Annotated in this window: 20 protein-coding genes; 15 read left to right on the forward strand and 5 right to left on the reverse strand. The window is 56.1% G+C overall.

Going from position 1 to position 22,627, the window contains the following annotated elements; genetic code table 11:
- Positions 1-13 precede the first annotated feature (13 nt).
- From murD to lpxC, 9 genes are all read left to right on the forward strand, one after another.
- Positions 14-1,354: a UDP-N-acetylmuramoyl-L-alanine--D-glutamate ligase gene (gene murD / locus DOQ08_RS00125; RefSeq protein WP_114332889.1), complete on the forward strand. Its 1,341-nt coding sequence runs from the start codon at positions 14-16 to the stop codon at positions 1,352-1,354.
- Positions 1,354-2,553, forward strand: a complete 1,200-nt coding sequence (gene ftsW, locus DOQ08_RS00130) for a putative lipid II flippase FtsW (protein ID WP_114332890.1) — start codon at positions 1,354-1,356, stop codon at positions 2,551-2,553. Before murD ends, ftsW begins: the two co-directional genes overlap by 1 nt.
- Complete coding sequence (gene murG / locus DOQ08_RS00135; RefSeq protein WP_114332891.1) at positions 2,546-3,631, forward strand: undecaprenyldiphospho-muramoylpentapeptide beta-N-acetylglucosaminyltransferase; 1,086 nt, start codon at positions 2,546-2,548, stop codon at positions 3,629-3,631. Before ftsW ends, murG begins: the two co-directional genes overlap by 8 nt.
- Entirely contained in the window at positions 3,624-5,069 is a 1,446-nt protein-coding gene (murC, locus tag DOQ08_RS00140; RefSeq protein WP_114332892.1) for a UDP-N-acetylmuramate--L-alanine ligase, read from the forward strand. Before murG ends, murC begins: the two co-directional genes overlap by 8 nt.
- Before the next feature lies 1 nt (position 5,070).
- Positions 5,071-6,039, forward strand: a complete 969-nt coding sequence (locus DOQ08_RS00145) for a D-alanine--D-alanine ligase (RefSeq protein ID WP_114332893.1) — start codon at positions 5,071-5,073, stop codon at positions 6,037-6,039.
- Complete coding sequence (locus DOQ08_RS00150) at positions 6,032-6,871, forward strand: cell division protein FtsQ/DivIB (RefSeq protein ID WP_114332894.1); 840 nt, start codon at positions 6,032-6,034, stop codon at positions 6,869-6,871. The genes DOQ08_RS00145 and DOQ08_RS00150 overlap by 8 nt, the downstream gene beginning before the upstream one ends.
- A 36-nt stretch (positions 6,872-6,907) precedes the next feature.
- Positions 6,908-8,143, forward strand: a complete 1,236-nt coding sequence (gene ftsA, locus DOQ08_RS00155; RefSeq protein ID WP_114332895.1) for a cell division protein FtsA — start codon at positions 6,908-6,910, stop codon at positions 8,141-8,143.
- A 99-nt stretch (positions 8,144-8,242) separates the two neighbouring features.
- A complete protein-coding gene (gene ftsZ / locus DOQ08_RS00160; protein ID WP_114332896.1) occupies positions 8,243-9,400 on the forward strand; it encodes a cell division protein FtsZ in 1,158 nt (385 codons plus the stop codon).
- A 213-nt stretch (positions 9,401-9,613) separates the two neighbouring features.
- Entirely contained in the window at positions 9,614-10,531 is a 918-nt protein-coding gene (gene lpxC, locus DOQ08_RS00165) for a UDP-3-O-acyl-N-acetylglucosamine deacetylase (RefSeq protein ID WP_114332897.1), read from the forward strand.
- A gap of 11 nt (positions 10,532-10,542) precedes the next feature.
- Here the strand turns inward: lpxC and DOQ08_RS00170 are convergent, their stop codons facing one another.
- Entirely contained in the window at positions 10,543-10,995 is a 453-nt protein-coding gene (locus DOQ08_RS00170; protein ID WP_114332898.1) for a DUF721 domain-containing protein, read from the reverse strand.
- Positions 10,996-11,211: 216 nt separating this feature from the next.
- Here DOQ08_RS00170 and DOQ08_RS00175 point away from each other — a divergent pair, with 216 nt between their 5' ends.
- The 6 genes from DOQ08_RS00175 (at position 11,212) to ribA (ending at position 18,465) form a co-directional block, all read left to right on the forward strand.
- Positions 11,212-12,168 (forward strand): M23 family metallopeptidase, encoded by a 957-nt coding sequence (locus DOQ08_RS00175; protein ID WP_114333852.1) that lies wholly within the window; start codon positions 11,212-11,214, stop codon positions 12,166-12,168.
- Between the two features lie 89 nt (positions 12,169-12,257).
- Positions 12,258-14,990 (forward strand): preprotein translocase subunit SecA, encoded by a 2,733-nt coding sequence (gene secA, locus DOQ08_RS00180; protein ID WP_114332899.1) that lies wholly within the window; start codon positions 12,258-12,260, stop codon positions 14,988-14,990.
- A 102-nt stretch (positions 14,991-15,092) separates the two neighbouring features.
- Positions 15,093-16,310, forward strand: coding sequence for a bifunctional glutamate N-acetyltransferase/amino-acid acetyltransferase ArgJ (argJ, locus tag DOQ08_RS00185; protein ID WP_114332900.1), 1,218 nt, complete (start codon positions 15,093-15,095; stop codon positions 16,308-16,310).
- Positions 16,291-17,283: a Nudix family hydrolase gene (locus DOQ08_RS00190; RefSeq protein ID WP_114332901.1), complete on the forward strand. Its 993-nt coding sequence runs from the start codon at positions 16,291-16,293 to the stop codon at positions 17,281-17,283. Before argJ ends, DOQ08_RS00190 begins: the two co-directional genes overlap by 20 nt.
- Before the next feature lie 29 nt (positions 17,284-17,312).
- Entirely contained in the window at positions 17,313-17,801 is a 489-nt protein-coding gene (moaC, locus tag DOQ08_RS00195; protein WP_114332902.1) for a cyclic pyranopterin monophosphate synthase MoaC, read from the forward strand.
- 52 nt (positions 17,802-17,853) lie between these two features.
- Positions 17,854-18,465 carry a GTP cyclohydrolase II gene (gene ribA, locus DOQ08_RS00200; protein ID WP_114332903.1) on the forward strand — a complete coding sequence of 204 codons (612 nt, stop codon included), beginning with the start codon at positions 17,854-17,856 and terminating at the stop codon, positions 18,463-18,465.
- 42 nt (positions 18,466-18,507) lie between these two features.
- On the opposite strand, the gene dxs is transcribed toward ribA, so the two are convergent.
- The 4 genes from dxs to DOQ08_RS00220 all read right to left on the reverse strand — a co-directional run bounded on the left by dxs (position 18,508) and on the right by DOQ08_RS00220 (position 22,547).
- Entirely contained in the window at positions 18,508-20,439 is a 1,932-nt protein-coding gene (gene dxs / locus DOQ08_RS00205; RefSeq protein ID WP_114332904.1) for a 1-deoxy-D-xylulose-5-phosphate synthase, read from the reverse strand.
- 126 nt (positions 20,440-20,565) lie between these two features.
- A complete protein-coding gene (gene ispA, locus DOQ08_RS00210) occupies positions 20,566-21,462 on the reverse strand; it encodes a (2E,6E)-farnesyl diphosphate synthase (protein ID WP_114332905.1) in 897 nt (298 codons plus the stop codon).
- Positions 21,462-21,716 carry an exodeoxyribonuclease VII small subunit gene (locus tag DOQ08_RS00215; protein WP_114332906.1) on the reverse strand — a complete coding sequence of 85 codons (255 nt, stop codon included), beginning with the start codon at positions 21,714-21,716 and terminating at the stop codon, positions 21,462-21,464. The genes ispA and DOQ08_RS00215 overlap by 1 nt, the downstream gene beginning before the upstream one ends.
- A gap of 57 nt (positions 21,717-21,773) precedes the next feature.
- Positions 21,774-22,547 carry an NRDE family protein gene (locus DOQ08_RS00220; RefSeq protein ID WP_114332907.1) on the reverse strand — a complete coding sequence of 258 codons (774 nt, stop codon included), beginning with the start codon at positions 22,545-22,547 and terminating at the stop codon, positions 21,774-21,776.
- Between the last annotated feature and the right edge of the window lie 80 nt (positions 22,548-22,627).

A 22,627-nucleotide genomic window follows, 5' to 3' on the forward strand; every position in this document is an offset into this window, starting at 1 on the left:
AAGTAACGTTGCTATGAGTGTCATTGTTTCGGATCGTCGCACATTGATCGTAGGGCTCGGGAAAACCGGGCTCTCGTGCGTGCGCTATTTGTCCGAACAAGGCCGCACTGTAGCCGTGGCTGATAGCCGGACTAACCCGCCGGGGCTGCAAGAGATGAAGGCGCGTTGGCCGGAAGTGCCGGTGCATTTAGGTGAATTCGATACGAGCTTGTTTGCGGGGTTCAGCGAACTTGTCGTCAGCCCGGGCATCAGTATCGCGGAGCGGGCGATAGCCGCAGCTGCCGATCAGGGTGCACTTATTCGTGGTGATATTGACCTGTTTGCGGCAGCAGCCGATGCGCCTGTAATAGCCATCACCGGGTCAAACGGAAAAACCACCGTGACAAGCCTGTTGGGTGAAATGGCCAAAGCAGCGGGTCGAAACGTGCAAGTTGGCGGCAACATTGGTACGCCAGCGTTGGATTTGCTGGGTAAAGGAGCAGACCTTTATATCCTCGAGGTGTCGAGTTTCCAGCTGGAGACCACCGAGGCGCTTAATGCCGTGGCCGCGACCGTACTGAATGTCAGTGACGATCACATGGATCGTTACCCGGACAAAATGGCGTATTTTCAGGCTAAGCAACGGGTATACCGCGGTTGCAAGAATGCCATTGTCAATCTAGACGATGCCCTGAGTACTCCGATGGCGCGGGATAACCTGCGTTTTCTGTGTTTTGGCTTCAATCGGGTCAACCCCGATACCTTTAGCACCCGGGATGACGACCAGGGTACGTGGATTACCTTTGGTTTTGACAACTTGCTGCTGGCCAGCGAATTGAAGCTGATGGGGCGCCATAACATCAGCAACGTGATGGCTGCCTTGGCACTTGGACATGCTGCCGGTTTGCCTATGGCGGTCATGTTGGATGTGGCACGAGAGTTTCGTGGTTTGCCGCATCGCTGTGAGTTTGTCCGTAATCTGGATGGCGTTGATTACATCAACGATTCCAAAGGTACCAATGTAGGCGCAACCGTCGCTGCTATTGAAAGTCTGGCTCCGGATCACGGCAAGGTGGTTTTGATCGTTGGCGGCGATGGTAAAGGCGCTGATTTTGCACCCTTAGCGGCACCCGTTAATACGTTGTGCCGTGCGGTTGTGTTGATTGGCCGGGACGCGAGCGCTATTTCCGAAGCGCTGGGGCAAAGCATGACAAAAATTCAAGCCGGGTCTCTTGAGCAAGCCGTCGCGAAAGCTCGCGAGGTGGCGTGTGCGGGGGATCGTGTGCTGTTGTCACCTGCTTGCGCCAGTTTCGACATGTTCAAAGATTATAACGATCGCGGAGATCAGTTCCGTGCGTTGGTGGAGGGGCTGTGATGCAAGTAGCTGCCCGTATTCCCCAGTATCAAACCAACGGTTTCGAATTCCAGCCACTGCCGGTATTAGTGCTGACCTCTGTGGCTTTGCTGGTTATCGGCATGGTGATGATCTCGTCAGCCTCGATGGACGTGGCTGCTGCGACGATGGGTAACAGCTACCACTACGTGGTACGACAAGTAATTTTCGCCATGCTGGGCTGTTTGGCGGCTCTGGTTGCCGTGAACATCCCGATTTCTTGGTGGGAGCGCAGTGGTTGGTTGTTGCTGGGTGTTGGTTTGTTTGTGCTGGTTTTGGTTTTGACCCCACTTGGTCGCACGGTCAATGGGTCCACCCGCTGGATACCGGTATTTTTCTTTAACGTTCAGGTTTCCGAAGTGGCCAAACTGTGTTTGATCGCCTACCTCTCGGGTTACGTTGTGCGCCGGCGGGAAGCCTTGCTGAATGATTGGTCGGGCTTTTTCCGGCCATTAATCGTTTTGGGGCTGGCGGTTGGCCTGTTGATGATCGAGCCGGATTTTGGTGCCTCGGTGGTATTGAGTGCCGCGGCTGCAGGCGTGATTTTCCTGAGCGGCGTTCGGCTCACGCGCTTTCTTCCGCTGATTGGCTTGATGGTCGTTGCCGGCACGGTATTGGTTGTCAGTGCGCCATACCGCTTGAAGCGGGTCGTGAGTTATCTCGATCCCTGGAAAGATCAGTTCGATAGTGGTTATCAGCTCACGCAATCGTTAATCGCCTTTGGCCGCGGCGAGTGGACTGGCGTGGGGCTGGGCAACTCAGTGCAAAAATTGTTCTTTTTGCCAGAAGCTCACACGGACTTCATCTTCGCGATCATTGCCGAAGAATTCGGCCTGATAGGGGCGCTGATTGTAGTCGGCCTGTTTACCGCGTTGGTGGTGAGCGGTTTTGTGATTGGTCGCCGTGCCGAACGAAGCGGCATGCCGTTTGGCGCATGTTTCAGCTACGGCATCTCGATGCTGGTTGGTTTGCAGGCTGCCATCAATATGTGTGTTACGACTGGCCTGCTGCCAACCAAAGGACTCACGTTGCCATTGGTTAGCTACGGTGGTTCCAGTTTGTTGGTGACGTGTGTGGGTTTGGGCATCATCGCCAGGGTCGAAATGGAACGCTTGGATCGAGAGAAAATGGCGGCAGACAAACCTGCCCGAAAAGTAAAAGGAGGCGCGGTTTATGACTAGTCCTCGCCGCTTCCTGATGATGGCCGGTGGAACAGGCGGCCACGTATTTCCTGCGCTGGCCACCGCTCGGGCTCTGCAAGAGCAGGGCCACGAAGTGCATTGGCTCGGTGCTAAAGGCGGCATGGAAGAGCGTTTGATTGGAGAAACCGAGATACCGCTGTCTTTAATTCATATTAAGGGCCTGCGAGGCAAGGGCAAACTGGCGCTGTTGCTGGCTCCGTTCCGCTTGATGCGGGCGCTCGGTGAAGCCTACACGCTGTTGCGCAAAATCAACCCCGACTGCGTTGTTGGTATGGGTGGGTTTGTTACCGGGCCGGGCGGTTTGGCTGCCTGGTTGTTGCGCAAGCCGCTGATCATTCATGAACAGAATGCCGTAGCGGGTATGACCAATCGCCTTCTAACGCGCTTTGCGAGCATTGTACTGGAAGCGTTTCCGGGCAGTTTTGGTGATAAGACGGTAACTCGCTGCACGGGCAATCCGGTACGCAAAGATTTGGCGGTGCTACCGGCACCGGAGCAGCGCTTGGCGGGAAGAAGCACGCCGGCAAGAATTTTAGTGGTGGGCGGAAGCCTGGGGGCTCAGGTGTTCAACCAACAGCTGCCAAAGGCGTTGGCGATCTTGCCTGAGGACGAACGGCCGGAAGTTCGCCACCAGTGCGGCGAGAAGAACGCCGACGCCGCCCGCGAAGCCTACGAATCCGCTGGTATTAACGCCAGCATAGAGCCGTTTATCCGTGATATGGCAGAAGCCTATAACTGGGCTGACCTTGTGATTTGCCGAGCCGGAGCTTTAACCGTTTCGGAGTTGTGTGCAGCCGGTGTGGGTGCCGTGTTAGTGCCGTTCCCACACGCTGTGGACGATCATCAGACGCGCAATGGGCAGCATATGGTGAAAGCGGGTGCAGCCATTTTGGTGCCCCAGTCTCAGCTGACACCGGACGTACTGGCCGACACTTTGAAAGATTTGACGGGTAACCGAGAACGCATTCTGAACATGGCACAGGCCGCCCGTTCGCTGGCGCGCTCTGATGCAACGGAGAGAGTTGTGAATTACTGTCTGGAGGCCGCCAATGGCTGATTCGAACAATACGCCACTGGTGTATCAGGTTCCCGAAATGCGCCGTATTCGCGGTATCCACTTTATTGGTATCGGCGGCGCAGGTATGAGCGGTATTGCCGAGGTTCTGAAGAACCAAGGCTATGACGTGTCTGGCTCGGATATCAAGGAGAGCGTGGTCACCGACCGCCTTCGGGCCATGGGTATTCAGGTTTTCATTGGCCACCGTGAAGAAAACAGTGCGAACGCCGATGTGGTGGTCGTGTCCTCTGCGGTGTCTTCAGATAACCCGGAAGTGGTGTCAGCACGCAGTCGCAGGGTACCCATCGTACCTCGTGCCGAGATGTTGGCCGAGATAATGCGGTATCGCCACGGTATTGCCGTTGCCGGTACCCACGGTAAAACCACGACCACCAGCCTGATTGCATCGGTGTTTGGCGAAGCCGGTTTGGATCCCACCTTCGTGATTGGCGGCAAGCTTAACAGCGCCGGCACCAACGCCAAGCTGGGTGGTTCGCGCTACTTGGTGGCGGAAGCTGATGAAAGCGATGCGTCTTTCTTGCATCTGACCCCAACGATTTCGGTGGTCACCAATATCGAAGCGGACCATATGGAAACCTATGGCGGCGATATCGAGAAGCTGAAGCAGACTTTCGTGGACTTCCTGCACAACCTGCCGTTCTACGGCATCGCCGTGATGTGCGTGGATGATCCGTACGTTCGGGAAATTATCCCGCGCATTTCCCGGGCCATCATCACCTATGGCATAGACAACCCGGATGCAGACTATCGGGCCGAGAATATTTCTTCGGACGGCCTCAAGACCCGTTTTGTGGTGCGTCGCCCGGGCGGTCGCCCTGATCTGGATGTGGAACTGAAAATGCCGGGTCGGCACAACGTGCTGAACGCGCTCGCAGTGATCGCTGTGGCCACCGATGAAGGTGTAGATGACACGGCTATCTGTCGTGGCTTGGCAGGCTTCGCCGGTGTGGGTCGACGTTTCCAGGTTTATGGAGAGTACAAGACAGCCAAAGCGCAGGCCACGTTGGTGGATGACTACGGCCACCATCCCACGGAAGTGGAAGCCGTTATCAAGGCAGCCCGAGGTGCATGGCCGGATCGCCGCATTGTGATGCTGTATCAGCCGCACCGCTTCACTCGCACACGTGACCTTTACGAAGATTTTGTTCGAGTGCTTTCCGAGGTGGATGGACTGCTGTTGATGGACGTTTACTCGGCAGGTGAACCTGCGATTCCTGGCGCGGATGGCCGGGCACTGTGCCGCAGCATTCGTCAGCGCGGAAACGTTGAGCCGGTATTTGTTGAAGATAATCAAGAAATCGAAGGTCTTCTGGAAAAAATGCTTCAAGACGGCGACTTGTTGATTACCCAAGGCGCCGGTGACATTGGCGGCGTGGCTGCACGCCTGGCCGCAGCAGGAGTAGCGAAGAGTGAGTGATATGAGCCATACCGACTCCGATAACTATTTGGCATCGCCCGAGCTGGTGAAAGCCTTGGGCCGGGTTGCGGTCTTTATGGGAGGCAACTCTGCCGAGAGGGAGGTATCCCTGAATAGTGGCGAAGCGGTGTTGTCAGCCCTGCAGTCGGCTGGTGTGGATGCCCATGGGATCGATGTTCAGGGTTGCTTACTGAGCACCGTAGAATCCCCGGAGTTTGACCGGGTGTTTATCGCTCTGCACGGCCGGGGTGGTGAAGACGGAACCATACAGGCAATTCTGCAGCAGGCGGGTATTCCCTATACCGGAAGTGAAGTGTTGGCCTCTGCTCTGGCAATGGACAAATTGCGCACCAAGTACGTGTTTGAAGGCTGTGGCCTGCGAACACCAGCGTTTCGTGCGATGAAGTCCGCTGACGAAGCAGACGATATCGTGGCCAAACTGGGCACTCCGCTGAGCGTAAAGCCCGCTCACGAGGGTTCCAGCATCGGAATTCGCAAGGTGCGCAGTGTCAGTGAGCTGGTGGAAGCCTACGAAACGGCCGCAGCCATGGATGACCTGGTTTTGGTGGAGCAGTGGATTGAAGGCCCGGAATTTACCGTCAGCCTGCTGCAAGACAAAGCACTGCCGGCGATTGGTCTGAGCACCGATCACGATTTCTACGATTACGACGCAAAGTATCTGGCGGACGACACCCGCTACCGCATTCCTTGCGGCTTGTCGGTGGAAAAAGAATTGCAGCTTCAGCAGCTGGCGCTGGATGCGTTTCGTGTGGTCGGCTGCCGAACGTGGGGCCGTGTAGACATCATGCAGGATGCGCAAGGGGAGTTCTGGTTGCTGGAGGTTAACACCGTACCGGGAATGACCGATCACAGCTTGGTCCCCATGGCGGCGAAAGCGGCTGGCATCAGTTTTCAGGAGCTGGTGGTGAGGATTCTGGAAGACACGTTGGTGGAGGCGCCGAATGCTTGAAACACTACTGATCCGGAGCCGGGCGGTACCGCCCGAGCAGCCCCGGCGACGGGGGGCAACCACCGTAGAGCCAGGGCAAGACCGGTTTGGAGTGTTGAAAGCGATTTTGGCAGCGGTGCCTTGGTTACAGGTTGGTTTGGGAGCAACAGTGGTTCTGCTGGCGGCTTTGGTTCCCTGGGGAACCGATCGCCTGTTGACGGCGATGGATCAACAGATTCTGGCCGTGGATGTTCAGGGCCAGTTCGTTGGTGATAGCCGGGTAGGCGTTGAGCGCGCAGCGGGTGCCTGGATCGGTAAAAGCTACTTTTCGACCGATCTGGCAGACATCAAAGCCGCGCTGGAGCAGCGGCCATGGGTGGAGTCTGCGGCGGTTAAGCGCGTGTGGCCCGGGCGTTTGGTGATTGATATTCGCGAGAAGAAGCCGCTGGCCTATTGGAGTGACGGGCGGTTGGTCAGTCGTTCCGGCGAACTGTTCTCTCCGCCGAATCCCGAGGTGGCTGGGCGTTTGCCAAAGCTGTCCGGGCCGGATGAGCGGGTGAGAGAGGTTATCACCATGGCGCGCAGCATGAGCGAAAAGCTGTATGGCTACGGCCTTGGGTTTGCCGGGCTTGCGCTCGAAGCCCGAGGTGCATGGACGCTCACGCTGGCCAACGGAATAGAAGTGGTGTTGGGGCGCGACAAAGTCGAACAGCGATTCGAACGCTTCATCACAGTGTACGAGAACCGGTTGGCGTCCCGTGTGGACGAGGTCAGCCGGGTAGATGCTCGCTATACAAACGGTATAGCGGTGCAGTGGAAAGCGGATGCAGCGGTTGCTGCACCGAAGTCCTGATAACGATTATTACGAACTTGGGGTTTGGTGAATCACATGTCATCGGTTGAAACGGAAAACATGATTGTCGGCCTGGATATCGGAACCTCCAAGGTGGTTGCGATCGTCGGCAAACGCAAAATGGATGGAACCATTGAAGTCGTCGGAATTGGCTCTCACCCATCCCGCGGCCTAAAGCGCGGAGTGGTGGTGAATATTGAGGTTACTGTTCAAGCCATTCAGAGGGCGGTGGAAGAAGCTGAACTGATGGCAGGCTGCCGGATTCATTCCGTGTATGCGGGAATCGCAGGTAGCCACATCAAGAGCCTGAACTCCCATGGCATCGTGGCTATTCGGGATCGGGAAGTGACCCAAGCGGACATCGATCGGGTTATTGACGCGGCTCAGGCAGTTGCGATCCCTGCAGACCAGAAAGTGCTGCACATTCTTCCGCAGGAATTCGTGATCGATAACCAGGAAGGCATTAAAGAACCGATGGGCATGTCCGGCGTTCGGCTGGAAGCCAAGGTTCATTTGGTGACTTGTGCTGTCAACGCGGCTCAGAACATTGATAAGTGCGTAAAGCGCTGCGGACTGGAAGTGGATGACATCATCCTGGAGCAATTGGCTTCCAGCCACGCGATTCTGACCGAAGACGAGAAGGAACTGGGAGTGTGCGTGGTCGATATCGGTGGCGGAACGACCGACATTGCGGTGTTTACAGGCGGGGCAATCCGTCATACCGCGGTGATTCCCATCGCTGGTGATCAGGTGACCAATGACATCGCCATGGCTCTGCGCACACCGACTCAGAATGCGGAAGAAATCAAGATCAAGTACGCCTGCGCGTTGACTCAGCTAGCCGGCGCTGAAGACACCATCAAGGTGCCCAGTGTTGGCGATCGTGCGCCACGCGATCTTTCCCGACAAGCATTGGCGGAAGTCGTGGAGCCTCGCTACGAAGAGCTGTTTACCTTGGTGCAGTCCGAATTACGCCGCTCGGGATTCGAAGACATGATTCCTGCGGGCATCGTTATTACAGGCGGTTCTTCCACCATGGAAGGGGTGGTGGAACTGGCCGAAGAGATCTTCCACATGCCGGTAAGGCTGGCCTGTCCTCAGGCGGTCTCCGGCATGACGGAGGTAGTCAACAATCCGATATACGCCACCGGCGTCGGGTTGTTGATTCATGGTTTCCGGCAAATGGACCTTGGTCGGACACCGGTGCTCAAAGCTGAGGATGCTCCCTCATTGATTGAGCGCATGAAAGCCTGGTTCACCGGTCAGTTCTGACGGCAATCAGGAAGCAGTACACGAAGGTTTCTCGAAAATACAAAACCAATGAAATAACCGGTCTGGATAGATCGGAAACAGCACGAAGGAGTAGGGGATATGTTTGAACTCGTCGATAATGTTCAACAAAGCGCAGTCATTAAGGTTGTCGGTGTTGGCGGTGGCGGTGGTAACGCCGTTCGTCACATGCTTAACAGCGACATTGAAGGCGTAGAATTTATTTGCGCCAACACAGACGCCCAGGCACTGACAGACCTGGACGCTCGTCAAATCATTCAGCTGGGTGGCAACATCACCAAAGGGCTGGGTGCGGGTGCGAACCCGGAAGTAGGACGTCAGTCCGCTCTTGAAGATCGTGACCGCATCGCTGAAGCGCTGAGCGGTTCAGACATGGTATTTATTACCGCGGGCATGGGTGGCGGTACCGGTACCGGAGCAGCTCCGATCGTTGCCGAAGTGGCCCGCGAAATGGGTATTCTGACGGTGGCGGTGGTTACCAAGCCGTTCCAGTTTGAGGGTGGAAAGCGCATGAGTGTCGCTGAATCCGGCCTGAAAGAGCTGGAAGAAACCGTTGACTCATTGATCACCATCCCGAACGAAAAACTGCTGGCGGTCATGGGTAAGAAAACCAGTCTTCTGGACGCCTTCGCAGCAGCCAACGATGTTCTGCTGGGTGCCGTTCAGGGTATCGCCGATCTGATTACCCGTAACGGTATGATCAACGTCGACTTTGCCGACGTGAAGACGGTGATGTCCGAGATGGGTATGGCCATGATGGGTACCGCTCGCGCAACCGGCGAAAACCGTGCTCAGGAAGCTGCCGAAGCTGCCGTTCGCAGTCCGCTGCTTGAAGACGTTAACTTGCAGGGTGCGAAAGGTATTCTGGTTAACATCACCGCTGGTATGGACCTGAACTTGGGTGAGTTCACTGAAGTGGGTGACATTATCCGTGAATTTGCTTCCGAATCCGCCACGGTTGTTGTGGGTACTGTGATTGATCCGGAAATGACGGAAGAATTGAAGGTCACTGTTGTGGCGACCGGCCTGGGTGGTGATCGCGAAAAGCCGACCAAAGTGGTGGATAACTCCCGCACATTGGATGGCAAAACCGATTATAACCAGCTGGATCGTCCGGCCATTCTGCGTCGCCGCGCGGTTACACAAGGCAACGTAGCATTGGATCAGAGCAAAGAAAGCGAAGAGCAAGGCGTGGACTATCTCGATATTCCCGCATTCCTTCGTAGGCAGGCTGATTGATAGTCTGGCTCGATGCTGACAAATAGGCGCGCATTCGATACCGATGCAAGGTTGTAAGCCTTTGTCAAAGACGAGCTGGTTGATCATAGCCATAGGCTATTGCATAAGTTAAGTAAACTTGTGCTGGTTAAATGGTGCTCAGTCTTGAATTCTGATATTCTTCGGGCAGTTTTTTGCTCAGAATATCGCTCTTTTGTGACGGAATAATGACCGATGATTAGACAACGCACACTCAAAAACACCATCCGCGCGACCGGTGTTGGCCTGCACTCAGGGGAAAAGGTTTACCTGACTCTGAAACCGGCCCCGGTCGATGCCGGAATCATTTTCCGGCGCACGGACCTCGACCCAGTGGTTGAAATCCGTGCCTGTGCGGAAAATGTGGGTGAGACCACGCTGTCCACGACGCTGGTAAAAGACGGTGTGCGTGTGGCAACAGTAGAGCATTTGCTGTCTGCTATGGCTGGTCTCGGAATCGATAACTGTTACGTAGAGCTAAGCGCTGCTGAAGTTCCGATTATGGACGGCTCGGCTGGCCCGTTCGTGTTCTTGCTGCAATCTGCAGGCATAGCCGAACAGGAAGCCGCCAAGCGCTTTATCCGTATCAAGCGGGAAGTGACCGTTGAAGAAGATGGCAAGAAAGCCACCTTCCTGCCTTTCGAAGGCTTCAAGGTCAGCTTTGGCATTGATTTCGATCACCCGGTATTCAAGGGCCGCGCCCAAACCGCAACGGTCGATTTCTCAAGCACGTCCTTCGTGAAAGAAGTGTCCCGTGCCCGTACGTTCGGATTCATGCGTGATATCGAGAAACTGCGGGCCATGAACCTGGCCCTCGGCGGTAGTGTCGATAACGCGATTGTGGTTGATGACTACAAAATCCTGAACGAAGACGGTTTGCGTTACGACGACGAGTTCGTCAAACACAAAGTATTGGACGCAATCGGGGATTTGTACCTGCTTGGCAACAGTTTGATTGGTGAGTTCCGTGGTGTGAAATCAGGCCACGATTTAAACAACAAGCTGCTGCGCAAGCTCAAAGCTGAAGAAGAATCGTGGGAAGTCGTGACCTTCGAAGACGAAGCGACGGCTCCGATTTCTTACATGAAGCCAGTGCTGGCGGTCGAGGGCTAAGGCGGGAGGCCTTAATCTCGGACGTGGCTTGCGAGTTTTTCGAGAACCTCGCGTAGAGCTTTATCCTTCGTGTGCCCGGCTTCCTCTGCGAGGAGTCGGGCATTTTCTTTGCTGAGAGGCACCTTTTCGGCTTTTTTGCGAGCCTTGTACCGGGCAGGCGCGACTTTGACGCGCACCTTCCAGACAAATCGGAAGAGCTCGTTTTCCCTCAAGGCCTCCATAATTTCATGTTGGCGGAACCTCAGCCGGGTGGCTTTGCTGGCGGTATCTGTTGACAGCACCAACTCTCCATCCTGGCAGGCTACAAAACGAGTGCCTTCCGTAAGCCCTTCAGGAATAGCCGCGAGCACAATCTGCTCAGCCTCGAGGTGCATGCCGGCTTTCGCGACAAGTTGTTTAAGGGTTGTCCCGGAGCTTGACGAAACTGTGCTGAAGATCATTTTTTGATCGTTTTTTTTGCTCATTGCCGGGTTTTGCTCGACTCTGCGGTTTACGATTGGTTACACTTCGGCACGTTTTATGCGTAGCGTCTATTACACGGCCGTTTTACATTGTGATGGAAGGCAATGTCTACCGGATGCTACGACTTTTTTCAGTGCGTAGTTGTTGCTAAGGATAGCAGACCCGCTCGGAAATTCTCCGGGTCGCAGCACTACATGGATATGGTTGCGACTCCCTATATGACACCGAACGACGATATGAATGTAATTTTCGTTGGCAAAAGCCATGGGCAGCCCCGGACGCTGAACCTTAACGCAGCTACGATAGCCGGCCTGTTTTTGGGCGTGATGGCGGTGGTGCTTGCCGCGGGTTGGGGGGGCTATCGCTTTGCCATGGAAAGAGTGGCAGCAGCGGAACCGACCGAATCTGAGCTGGTGGCTGAATGGCGGGCAAAGCTGCAAGAACAAAAAGCTGAAATGGACCGGGTGCGGCAGGATGTTGATCTGCAGATCGATGCCCTGACTCTGCGGCTGGGCCGTATTCAGGGCAGTTTATTGCGGCTGGATGCTCTGGGGCAGCGGTTTGTTGAGTCCGGTATTGTGACCAGCGACGAGTTTAATTTTGATCAGCCCGCTGCAGTGGGCGGTCCGGAAGAGGGTGGGCTGTCGGCAGATTCCTTCAGTGCGCCTGAACTGACCGATATGATCGATCAGATCGAAGCGCAAATTGAAGATCGCGAAAAGCAATTACGCCTGTTGGAAAAGGTGGCTTCGCGCCAGAAGCTGGAAGACGATTTATACGTTCAGGGGCGCCCGATCACCTGGGGTTGGCTGTCGTCGAAGTATGGCTACCGGTCTGATCCTTTCACCGGAAAGCGCACTTGGCACAGCGGTGTAGATCTTGCCGGTAAAGATGGCAGCGATATCATCGCCGTTGCCAGTGGCGTGGTTACCTACGCGGATGAGCGTTACGGTTACGGCAATTTGGTGGAGATTGATCATGGCGAAGGGCTGGTGACTCGTTACGCCCACGCCAAAACGATCAAAGTGAAGGTTGGCGAAATTGTCCAAAAGGGGCAGAGTGTTGCGCTAATGGGCAGTACCGGTCGCTCTACCGGCCCGCACGTACATTTTGAAGTTATCCGCAACGGAAAACCCGAAAACCCCGAAAAATATATCCGCCGCGCAAGCCGCTGATTTCATTCCCGTGAAGCCCTCCTTTTGTCCTTCGCCTAAATAAGGTTAGAATGCCGGCTTCCTCCGTTTAACTGAAGAAGCCGTGGTCTATGTTCACAAAGCTCGCAACCAAGATGTTTGGCAGTAAGAACGCTCGAGAAATCAAGCGGATGCGCAAGGTTGTCTTGCGTGTCAACGAACTTGAAGAGCAGTTTAGTGCACTGTCGGATACCGAATTGCAGGGCAAAACGGCTGTGTTTCGCCGCCGCTTGGACGAGGGTGAAACGTTAGATGCCATCCTCCCAGAAGCCTTTGCTACCGTTCGTGAAGCCAGCCGTCGTGTGATGGGCATGCGCCACTACGATGTGCAGTTGGTGGGCAGTATGACGCTGCACGAGGGTCGTATCGCGGAAATGAAAACCGGTGAAGGTAAAACCCTGGTCGCGACCGCCGCGGTGTATCTGAACGCTCTACCGGGTAAAGGCGTACACGTTATTACCGTGAACGACTACCTTGCCCGACGGGATGCCGAGTGGATGGGCAAGCTCTACCGCTTCCTAGGTATGGAAGTGGGTGTTGTCGTTGCCGGCCAGGCGCCGGAAGAAAAGAAGGCCGCGTACCAGGCGGACATCACCTACGGCACAAACAACGAATTCGGTTTCGATTACCTGCGCGACAACATGGCCTTCAGTATTGAAGATAAAGTCCAGCGCGGGCTGAACTTCGCCATTGTCGACGAAGTCGATTCTATTTTGATCGATGAGGCCCGCACGCCGCTGATTATTTCCGGCGCTGCGGAAGACTCGTCCAAAATGTACCAAGCCATCAACACACTGATTCCGAGCTTGGAACAGGGCGAGGTCAGCGAAGAAGGCGAATCCACTGGTGACTTCACCATTGACGAGAAATCCCGTCAGGTGGAATTAACCGAAACCGGTCACGAAAAAGTAGAAGAGCTTCTGCTCAGTCGTGGCTTGCTGCAGGAAGGTGAAAGCCTTTATTCCGCCGCCAACCTGGGTTTGCTGCACCATGTTCACTCCGGCCTTCGGGCGCACCACTTGTTCCAGAAAGATGTAGATTACATCGTTCAGGGTGGGCAAGTGGTTATCGTTGACGAGCACACCGGGCGCACCATGCCGGGCCGCCGTTGGAGTGAAGGCCTGCATCAGGCGATTGAAGCCAAAGAAGGCCTCAAGATTCAGGCAGAGAGCCAGACTCTGGCTTCAACCACCTTCCAGAACTACTTCCGGTTGTATGAAAAATTGGCCGGCATGACCGGTACAGCAGACACCGAAGCGTTCGAATTCCGCCAAATCTACGGTCTGGATGTGGTGGTGATTCCGCCCAACAAGCCAATCCAGCGTATTGATTACAACGATCTGGTGTATTTGACGCAGGAAGAAAAATTCCACGCAATCATTGACGAGATTAAAGACGTAACCGCTGAAGGGCGGCCGATTCTGGTGGGCACCGCCTCCATTGAAGCGTCTGAACTGCTGTCGATGTTGCTGAAGAAAGCGCGTATCGATCACAAAATTCTGAACGCCAAACAGCACGAATCCGAAGCACAGATCATTGCTCAGGCTGGCCGCCCGGGAGCCGTTACCATCGCTACCAACATGGCGGGTCGTGGTACCGACATCGTGTTGGGGGGTAACTGGGAATTTGAAGCCGCTGGCATGTCTGAGGCCTCGGAAGAAGAAATTGGCCGCTTGAAGGCCGAGTGGACCGAACGCCACAATCAGGTTCTGGAAGCCGGTGGTTTGCACATTATCGGTACCGAGCGTCACGAATCTCGCCGGATCGATAACCAGCTGCGAGGTCGTGCGGGCCGACAGGGCGACCCGGGCTCGTCTCGTTTCTTCCTGTCGCTGGAAGATAACCTGATGCGAATCTTCGCGCCCGAGCGTGTGAAGAACCTGATGCAAGCAATGGGTATGAAGAAGGGTGAGGCCATCGAGCATCGGATGGTCACAAACGCCATCGAGAAGTCCCAGCGAAAAGTGGAAGGTCGCAACTTCGACATGCGTAAGACGCTGTTGGAGTACGACGACGTTGCTAACGATCAGCGTACCGTTATCTATGAACAGCGTAACGAGGTTATGGCCTCCGAAGACGTATCCGAAATGGTGGATACCATTCGGGAAGATGTGGTTGACTCGCTGATCAGCGAATTCATTCCGCCTCAGAGCATGCCCGAGCAGTGGGATGTGGCGGGCTTGGAAGCGCAGCTGCAGTCTGAGATGGCGATTGATCTGCCGATTCAGCAGTGGCTGGAGGAAGACAGCAAGCTGTTTGAGGATAACCTGCGCCAGAAGATACTGGATGCCATCGTGGCCGAGTACAGGGCGAAGGAAGAGATCGCCGGTGCCGAGTCCATGCGCAAATTCGAGAAGCAGGTGTTCTTGCAAGTGTTGGATACGCTCTGGAAAGAGCATCTTTCCAATATGGACCACCTGCGTCGCGGTATTCATTTGCGTGGCTATGCCCAGAAGAACCCCAAGCAGGAATACAAGCGCGAAGCGTTTAATCTGTTTGAAAACATGCTGGAAGGCATGAAGCGGGATGTTGCGCGGGTATTGAGCCACGTTCGCGTGCAGAGTCGTGAAGAGATGGAAGAAGTAGAGCGTCGCCGCAAGGAAGAGCTTGAGCGCGAAATGGCCCGGGCGAACCTTCGACACGACGAAACCAGTGCAGCCGCTCCTGCTCAAAACGAAGGGGAAGAGGGGCAGCAGGCAACGCCGGATACCTTTGTTCGCCAAGAGCGCAAAGTAGGCCGAAACGAGCCTTGCCCTTGCGGGTCTGGTAAGAAGTTTAAGCAATGCTGCGGTAAGGTGAGTTAAACCGACACCAAAACGCACGAACCAGAACCCGCAAACTGCCTGACCGTGAGCAGCTTGCGGGTTTTGTCGTTTACAGATTGGCGCTAATTCAAGGAGACAAGCATGGCGGTAGGTCCCGGAACTTTGCCGGAGTTTCATTCGGTAGCAGGGGTTAAAATCGGTATTGCCAGTGCTGGCATCAAGAAGCCTGGCCGTAAGGATGTTGTTGTGTTTGAGCTGGCCCCCGAGGCCCGGGTAGCCGGCATCTTCACCCAGAACCAGTTCTGCGCGGCCCCTGTCGTGCTGAGCCGACGTCATCTGGCAAGTGCAGCACCTCGTTATCTACTGATCAACACGGGTAACGCCAACGCTGGTACCGGCGATGCCGGGCTGGTGAATGCGGAACGTTGCTGTGCGGCACTCGCAGAAAAAGCCGGCGTGGATACAGTCAATGTGCTGCCATTCTCCACCGGTGTGATTGGTGAACCCCTGCCAGTGGAAAAAATCGTAGGGGCGTTGCCGGAAGCGCTGGCGGATACCCGCGAAGACCGCTGGGCAGAAGCGGCCAGTGGCATTATGACGACCGACACCCGGCCGAAAGGTGCGTCCTGCCAGATTGATTTGGACGGCCACAAGGTTACGATCTCGGGCATCAGTAAGGGCGCCGGTATGATTCGCCCGAACATGGCGACCATGCTTGGCTTCATTGCTACCGATGCCAAGGTGGCGCCCGAGGCGTTGCAGACATTGGCCTCTGAGTTGGGAGAGAAGTCCTTTAACCGGATTACCATCGACAGCGATACCTCCACCAACGATGCCTGCATGCTGATTGCCAGCGGTTGCTACGATGGGCCTGAAATTACCGAGGATAGCCCGCTGTTTGCCAAGCTTAAAGAAGCCTTGCGCACGGTGTACCTGGACCTGGCCCATGCCATTGTTCGGGACGGTGAGGGTGCTACCAAGTTTGTCACGATCGATGTGTCGGGCGCCGCAAGCCAGCAAGAAGCTTTGGATGTGGCGTACACGGTGGCTCACTCTCCACTGGTGAAGACCGCGCTTTACGCCTCAGACCCGAACTGGGGCCGGATTCTGGCTGCGGTTGGTCGTGCAGGTGTTGCTGATCTGAACCTGAAGGCTCTGGAGATTTATCTGGGCGATGTGTGCTTGGTGCGTGATGGCGGCCGGGCGGATGACTATTCCGAGGAACGTGGTCAGGCGGTGATGGATCAGGAAGAAATTACCATCGCGATTGACCTCAAGCGTGGCGATGTTCGCGAGACGGTATGGACCTGCGATTTTTCCCATGACTATGTGACCATCAATGCCGAATACCGCAGCTAACCGTTTGTCTGTGCCTAAGCAGGTTCATGTTGCCGTTGCAGTGATTATCCGGAACGGTCGCGTGCTGATCGCGCGCCGCCCGGATCATGTCCATCAGGGCGGCTTGCTGGAGTTCCCCGGTGGTAAGGTGGAGCAGGGGGAAAGTGTTCAGCAGGCACTGGTGCGCGAGATTGAGGAAGAAACCGGGTTAACGGTGCCTTTGGAGAGTCTTCAGCCGGTTATTGGTATTCGTCACGACTACGGTGACAAGCAGGTTTTTCTGGATGTCTGGAAAACCTCGGCCGCAAAAGGCGAACCCGAGGGCCGGGAGGGCCAGCCGATCGATTGGATGCGGCCTGATGCGTTGCAGGATGAAGACTTCCCGGCTGCTAACAGGCCAATCATTCGGGCCTTGAGCTTACCCGGGAATCTACCGATAACCGGCGCTATGGCATCGTGGGAAAATGGTCGGGATCGTTTTGTTGCGGCATTGCCTTCGCTCAAATCCGGGTTGGTTGTGTTGCGGGCGCCAGAGTTGCCGGCTCATGATTACCGGCAGTTAGCGCAGGCAGTCCTGGCCGAGAGCGAAGGTTCCGGAGTAGGCGTGTTGCTGCACGGCTGTCCGGATTTAGCCGCCGAGTTTCCAGAAGCGGCAGGGGTGCACTTGCCTTGGCGTGAAGCTGAAGGGCTGCCTGAGCGCCCTGTGCCTGTGAATCGGTTGTTGGGTGTGTCTTGCCATAGCGCTGACCAATTGCGCCAGGCAGAGCGTCTGGGCGCGGACTACGCGGTATTTGGGCCAGTCTTGCCAACGGCCAGCCACCCCGGTGAACCGGGCTTGGGTTGGGAGGAGTTCGAGCGGCAGGTATCGATGGCCGTGGTCCCCGTTTATGGATTGGGTGGCTTGGCGCTTGAGCATCAAACTCAGGCGCAGGCATGTGGCGGTCAAGGTGTTGCAGGCATCAGTTTCTGGTGGCCGTCCCATGATGATCGGTAGGCTGAAACTAAATTCAGAGGGAGCCAAGCGTGAGCAAACTGACCCATCTTGATGAGAAAGGTGAAGCGCGAATGGTAGACGTGACGGAAAAGGCCGTCACCGAACGTGAAGCGCGGGCCGAGGCAACGGTGCGTATGCTGCCGGAAACTCTCAGAATGATTGTCGATGGCGAGCACCCGAAGGGCGATGTGTTGGCTACGGCCCGAATTGCGGGCATCATGGCGGCCAAGAAAACCCATGATTTGATTCCGCTTTGCCATGCCTTGAATCTGACCTCCACCAAAGTGCTGTTGTCTGCGGGTGCTGACGGTGCGTCAGTTCATATTGAAACCCGCTGCAAGCTGTCTGGCCAGACCGGTGTCGAGATGGAAGCGTTGACGGCCGCCTCGGTGGCGGCGCTTACGCTCTACGATATGTGTAAGGCTGTGGATAAAGGGATGGTGGTCGATAACGTTCGGCTGCTGGAAAAAAAAGGCGGCCGTTCCGGTCATTGGTTGGCTGAGACTACGCCCAGCTAGCGGCCACGTGATAGAATGCCCGCCCCATTTGTCAGAACCACGAGGAATTACAGTGGCTGTTCGTTACATTGAGACCTGCCGTTTGCCTACCCCCTTTGGTGTCTTCGATATGCACGGCTTTGAAGAGATCGAAACCGGGAAGGAACACGTGGCCCTGACGTTGGGTGATATCAGCACCGATGAGCCGGTGCTGGCAAGAACGCATTCCGAGTGCCTGACCGGTGATGCGCTTTATAGCATGCGCTGCGATTGCGGCTACCAGCTTGAAGAAGCCTTGCGCAGTATTGCGCGAGAAGGTCGTGGTTTGTTGATGTACCTTCGCCAGGAAGGTCGCGGCATTGGCCTGTTGAATAAAATCAGGGCTTATCGCTTGCAAGATCAAGGCGCTGATACGGTTGAAGCCAATGAGCAGCTGGGGTTTGGCGCAGATTTGCGGGATTACAGCATGTGTCAGGACATGTTGAAGCACTTGGGCATCGGTCGTTTGAAATTGATGACCAATAACCCGAGGAAGGTGAAGGCGCTTGAGTCTTACGGTGTGAATATCGTTGAGCGGGTGCCCCTGCATGTGGGCCGAAACCCCCACAACGAACACTACCTCAATACCAAGCAAAGCAAGCTTGGACACTGGCTTGAAACCCATCAGGACGACGACCCGGCCTGATTTGTCTTGAAATAAAAAAACGCTGGCCGAGGCCAGCGTTTTTTATTTGGCGGCGCTAACCGGCCGTTCGAGCATGCGCTCCAGCCGCCCTGCGATCGCGTTTTTGATTCCTTCAGCATCCAATCCGCATTCGGCCAGCAGCTCCGACGGTTTACCGTGGTCAACAAACCGGTCGGGTAGGCCGAGATGCATGACGGGCAAGGTCACTTCATTGGCGCATAGGAACTCAGTGACTGCACTGCCTGCGCCGCCTGCTATCGCATTCTCTTCCAGAGTAACGAGTAAGTCGTGCTGTTCAGCAAGTTCCAGTACCAGAGCTTCATCCAGTGGTTTAACGAAGCGCATGTCGGCAACCGTGGCATTCAGCTCTTCAGCCGCTCTTAATGCGGGCTCGAGTAGTGGGCCAAAGTTCAGGATAGCAATGCGTGCCCCTTCACGAATGCGGCGGCCTTTTCCGATCGGTAACGAGGTCAGCTCTTGCGAGATCTCGGCGCCCGGTCCCGTTCCTCGGGGGTAACGAACCGCTGCAGGGCCTTCGTGTACTAGCCCGGTATGCAGCAGTTGGCGGGTTTCGTTTTCGTCGGACGGGGTCATGATGACCATGCCGGGGATGCAGCGCAGATAGCTGATGTCGAACGCGCCTGCGTGAGTTGGGCCGTCTTCACCCACCAGTCCGGCGCGGTCTATCGCAAACAGAACATCGAGGTCCTGAATGGCAACGTCATGAACTAGCTGATCGTAGCCCCGCTGCAGGAAGGTTGAATAAATGGCGACAACCGGCTTGGCACCATCACAGGCAAGCCCGGCGGCCAGTGTCACTGCATGCTGTTCGGCAATGGCAACGTCGAAATAACGATCCGGGAAGCGTTCGGAGAAGGCCAGCAAATCCGAACCTTCGCACATGGCCGGCGTAATGCCGACAATGCGTTCGTCCTGTTCTGCGGCATCACACAGCCATTGGCCGAACACGTTGGCGTACTTGGGGCTGGCCGGTTTTGGGGCTACCGGTTCCGGCTTGTTGGCCGGTACTGGCTCAATTTTATTGATGGCGTGGTAGCCGATCGGGTCCGCTTCGGCGGGCGCAAAGCCTTTACCTTTAGTGGTCACGATGTGCAAAAACTGCGGGCCGTCGAGATCCCGGATGTTCTCCAGAGTTTCTACCAGTAACGGCAGGTCATGACCATCAATGGGGCCGATGTAGTTGAAGCCCAGTTCTTCGAAGAGGGTGCCGGGGGCGATCATGCCCTTGAAGTGCTCTTCGGTCTTTTTCGCCAGCGCCATCAGATTGGGGGTGCCAGCGAGCACTTTTTTGCTACCGTCGCGAACCTGATTGTAGGTGCGGCTCGCCAGCAACTTGGCAAAATAGTTAGACAGGCCGCCAACGTTGCGTGAAATCGACATGTCGTTGTCGTTCAGGATCACCAGCATGTCAGCGTGTAGATGGCCCGCGTGGTTCAAGGCTTCAAATGCCATGCCTGCAGTCATTGCGCCGTCACCAATCACGGCGATGCTCTTGCGACCGGTGTTCTGCATGCGTGCCGCGATGGCCATGCCCAGGGCGGCGCTGATCGAGGTGCTCGAATGTCCCACGCCAAAGGTGTCGTATTCGCTCTCGGCCCGTTTTGGAAAGCCGGCAAGGCCGCCTTTGCGGCGAATGCTGCCCATCTGCTCCCGGCGACCGGTCAGGATTTTATGGGGGTAAGCTTGGTGCCCCACATCCCACACCAGGCGGTCTTCCGGCGTGTTAAATACGTAATGCAGGGCAACACTTAGCTCCAGAACACCCAAGCCGGCACCAAAGTGCCCGCCGGTTTGGCCCACTGTCCAAAGCAGGAACGACCGAAGTTCCCTGGCCAGTTGGGGCAGATTCTCCGGTGGCAGTTCACGTAATTGAGCTGGAGCGTCAATACGGTCCAGCAGCGGTGTGTTGGGCCGCTGTGAGGGGATTTCCCTGAAGATATAAGTGTCCTGCATCAGCTCGGGTCTTTCTCGAAAATATGAGTTCTCTGGCGGGCCATTATAGGGAACAGCGGAGGCTGTTTCATGCTTCCCGGGCCAGATGTTACAAAACGGCGCATTGCCATGTGTTCATGCGGGGCGTCAGTGGTTTCGTGTCACCACATAATCGGCCATAGCACGAAGCGGCTCCGCTTCTGCCCCAAATACGCCCAGCGCCCGCTGGGCCTGTTCCAGCAGGGTGGCAAGGTGCTCGCGAGCACCCTCAAGGCCAAGCAGTGCCGGGTAGGTCGGTTTCGCTTTGGCGGCATCGGAACCCTGGCGTTTGCCGATGATGGCTGTGTCACCTTCAATGTCCAGCAGATCATCTTGCACCTGAAAGGCCAGACCCAGTGCCCGGGCGTAGTTTGCCAGAGCGACTCTTTGCTCCTGACTGACGCCGGCTGAGGTTAGGGCGCCAAGATCAACGCTGGCTTCAATCAGTGCGCCGGTTTTGTGGCGGTGCATAGTTTCAAGTTGATCGAGGTTTAACTTAATACCGACGGACTCCAGATCAATGGCTTGGCCGCCAACCATGCCGGCGTGGCCGCTGGCCTGAGCCAGTTTGGTGATCATCGCGATCCGCTGCGTATCGGATAAGCCCGGCGCACCCGCCAGCAAGCTGAAGGCCAGTGTTTGTAGTGCATCGCCGGCGAGAATGGCGCTGGCTTCGTCAAATGCTATGTGAGCTGTCGGTCGGCCTCGGCGCAGGTCATCGTCGTCCATGGCGGGCAGATCGTCATGCACCAGAGAGTAGGCGTGAATGAGTTCGAGTGCACAGGCCGGGACCAGTGCGACTTCCTCGTCGCAGCCGACGGCCCGCGCCGCGGCCAGGCAAAGAGCGGGGCGGATACGTTTACCGCCACCGAGCACGCTGTAGCGCATGGTTTCTTGCAGACGTTCAGACGCAGAATCCTGGCGGATACTGCGATCAAGTTCAGCATCGATGCGTTGGCGGCACTGTTCAATGTAGTCAATCGCCAGAGCGGTGCGATCAGTCATCAGTGGGTATCATCCGGAGCGAAAGGGCGTGTTTCCAGGGAGCCATCACTGTTCTGAATCAGTTGCTCAACCCGCTGTTCGGCCGATTTCAGGGCGCTTTGGCACTCGCGAGTCAGCTTTATGCCACGCTCGAACGCCGCCAGGGACTGTTCCAAAGGCAGTTCGCCCTGCTCAAGATCCCGAACCAGCTTTTCAAGCTCGTCCAAAGATTTTTCAAAGTCGGCTATCGATGTCTTGTCTTTGTCACCGGCCATGGGCGTCCTCCGCTCCAATGTGTCAGGAAATGCGCGGATTATAACAGAGTCCCTGAGCTATCGCTGCCAGCGAAACTCTCGCTTTTCGAGCTTCTGCGCGAAGGGGCCCCACGACTGCTCTGTTACCTGTATTTCGCCCAGAGTCGACAGCGTTACGATGGTGGTTGCGCGGGTGCCGTAGTGCTCGCCACTGATAAACGGCGACGAAAGGAAGCGTTCGGTATCCAACCCTACGCCAGTGTCTGGTAGCTGGTTGTCGGGGGCCGGTGTGGTGTCTTGTAGCACGGAAATCAGTTGGCTGTGCAGTGCGTCAGTATCAGCGCGAGCTGTGTCTATGGATTGGCCGACGGCCGTGCGCAGACGCAAAAGCTTGGGCCAGGGCGTTTGGAGTAGATGGTTGCTGAGACCGTAGATGCCCCTGAAAACCTGCCTTCCCGGGTGGGCATCCCGATTGCTGTAATACCAGCCGTTGTCGGGGGATAGCGAAACCAGATTAAAGCCTGAATAGCGCCCGGGATCCGAGGTTAGCGTGTCTTTCAATTCCGGATAGGGCAGGCTGAGTGCTTTCAGGGGCAATTCACCTCGGCTGCAACGGCCTGCTTCCGGGCTGCCCTCGCGGACATTGGTGACTGCGGACACTCTGCCCTCAGGTGAGACGGCCAGCCAAGTGCCCCCGGATTCCAAATCGCGGCCCGCTAGAATTTCCAAGCCATTGTCGGTTGCCCACCAGTCCATTGTCGCAGTCGGGCGCCGGTAAAACTCGTCACGATTGGCGGCAACAACCAAGGGATATTGGCGGCTTTGGCCAAGGGAGAAAATGATGGTGCACATAGCAGGTAGTGATCCTCATGATCGGCGTGCAGCGCTTCGCAACAATGCGTATCATACCAGCCTGAATACTTCCCCGGACC

Source organism: Marinobacter litoralis, from assembly GCF_003336705.1.
In the GTDB taxonomy this organism is placed as follows: Bacteria; Pseudomonadota; Gammaproteobacteria; order Pseudomonadales; family Oleiphilaceae; genus Marinobacter; species Marinobacter litoralis.

Coding starts and splice junctions, on each gene's coding strand:
- dxs (WP_114332904.1), bottom strand. CDS start 20,439: ATGCAGGACACTTATATCTTCAGGGAAATCCCCTCACAGCGGCCCAAC.
- murD (WP_114332889.1), top strand. CDS start 14: ATGAGTGTCATTGTTTCGGATCGTCGCACATTGATCGTAGGGCTCGGG.
- murC (WP_114332892.1), top strand. CDS start 3,624: ATGGCTGATTCGAACAATACGCCACTGGTGTATCAGGTTCCCGAAATG.
- lpxC (WP_114332897.1), top strand. CDS start 9,614: ATGATTAGACAACGCACACTCAAAAACACCATCCGCGCGACCGGTGTT.
- DOQ08_RS00215 (WP_114332906.1), bottom strand. CDS start 21,716: ATGGCCGGTGACAAAGACAAGACATCGATAGCCGACTTTGAAAAATCT.
- murG (WP_114332891.1), top strand. CDS start 2,546: ATGACTAGTCCTCGCCGCTTCCTGATGATGGCCGGTGGAACAGGCGGC.
- DOQ08_RS00150 (WP_114332894.1), top strand. CDS start 6,032: ATGCTTGAAACACTACTGATCCGGAGCCGGGCGGTACCGCCCGAGCAG.
- DOQ08_RS00175 (WP_114333852.1), top strand. CDS start 11,212: ATGACACCGAACGACGATATGAATGTAATTTTCGTTGGCAAAAGCCAT.
- DOQ08_RS00170 (WP_114332898.1), bottom strand. CDS start 10,995: ATGAGCAAAAAAAACGATCAAAAAATGATCTTCAGCACAGTTTCGTCA.
- DOQ08_RS00190 (WP_114332901.1), top strand. CDS start 16,291: ATGCCGAATACCGCAGCTAACCGTTTGTCTGTGCCTAAGCAGGTTCAT.
- DOQ08_RS00145 (WP_114332893.1), top strand. CDS start 5,071: ATGAGCCATACCGACTCCGATAACTATTTGGCATCGCCCGAGCTGGTG.
- secA (WP_114332899.1), top strand. CDS start 12,258: ATGTTCACAAAGCTCGCAACCAAGATGTTTGGCAGTAAGAACGCTCGA.
- ftsZ (WP_114332896.1), top strand. CDS start 8,243: ATGTTTGAACTCGTCGATAATGTTCAACAAAGCGCAGTCATTAAGGTT.
- ftsA (WP_114332895.1), top strand. CDS start 6,908: ATGTCATCGGTTGAAACGGAAAACATGATTGTCGGCCTGGATATCGGA.
- DOQ08_RS00220 (WP_114332907.1), bottom strand. CDS start 22,547: ATGTGCACCATCATTTTCTCCCTTGGCCAAAGCCGCCAATATCCCTTG.
- ispA (WP_114332905.1), bottom strand. CDS start 21,462: ATGACTGATCGCACCGCTCTGGCGATTGACTACATTGAACAGTGCCGC.
- argJ (WP_114332900.1), top strand. CDS start 15,093: ATGGCGGTAGGTCCCGGAACTTTGCCGGAGTTTCATTCGGTAGCAGGG.
- ftsW (WP_114332890.1), top strand. CDS start 1,354: ATGCAAGTAGCTGCCCGTATTCCCCAGTATCAAACCAACGGTTTCGAA.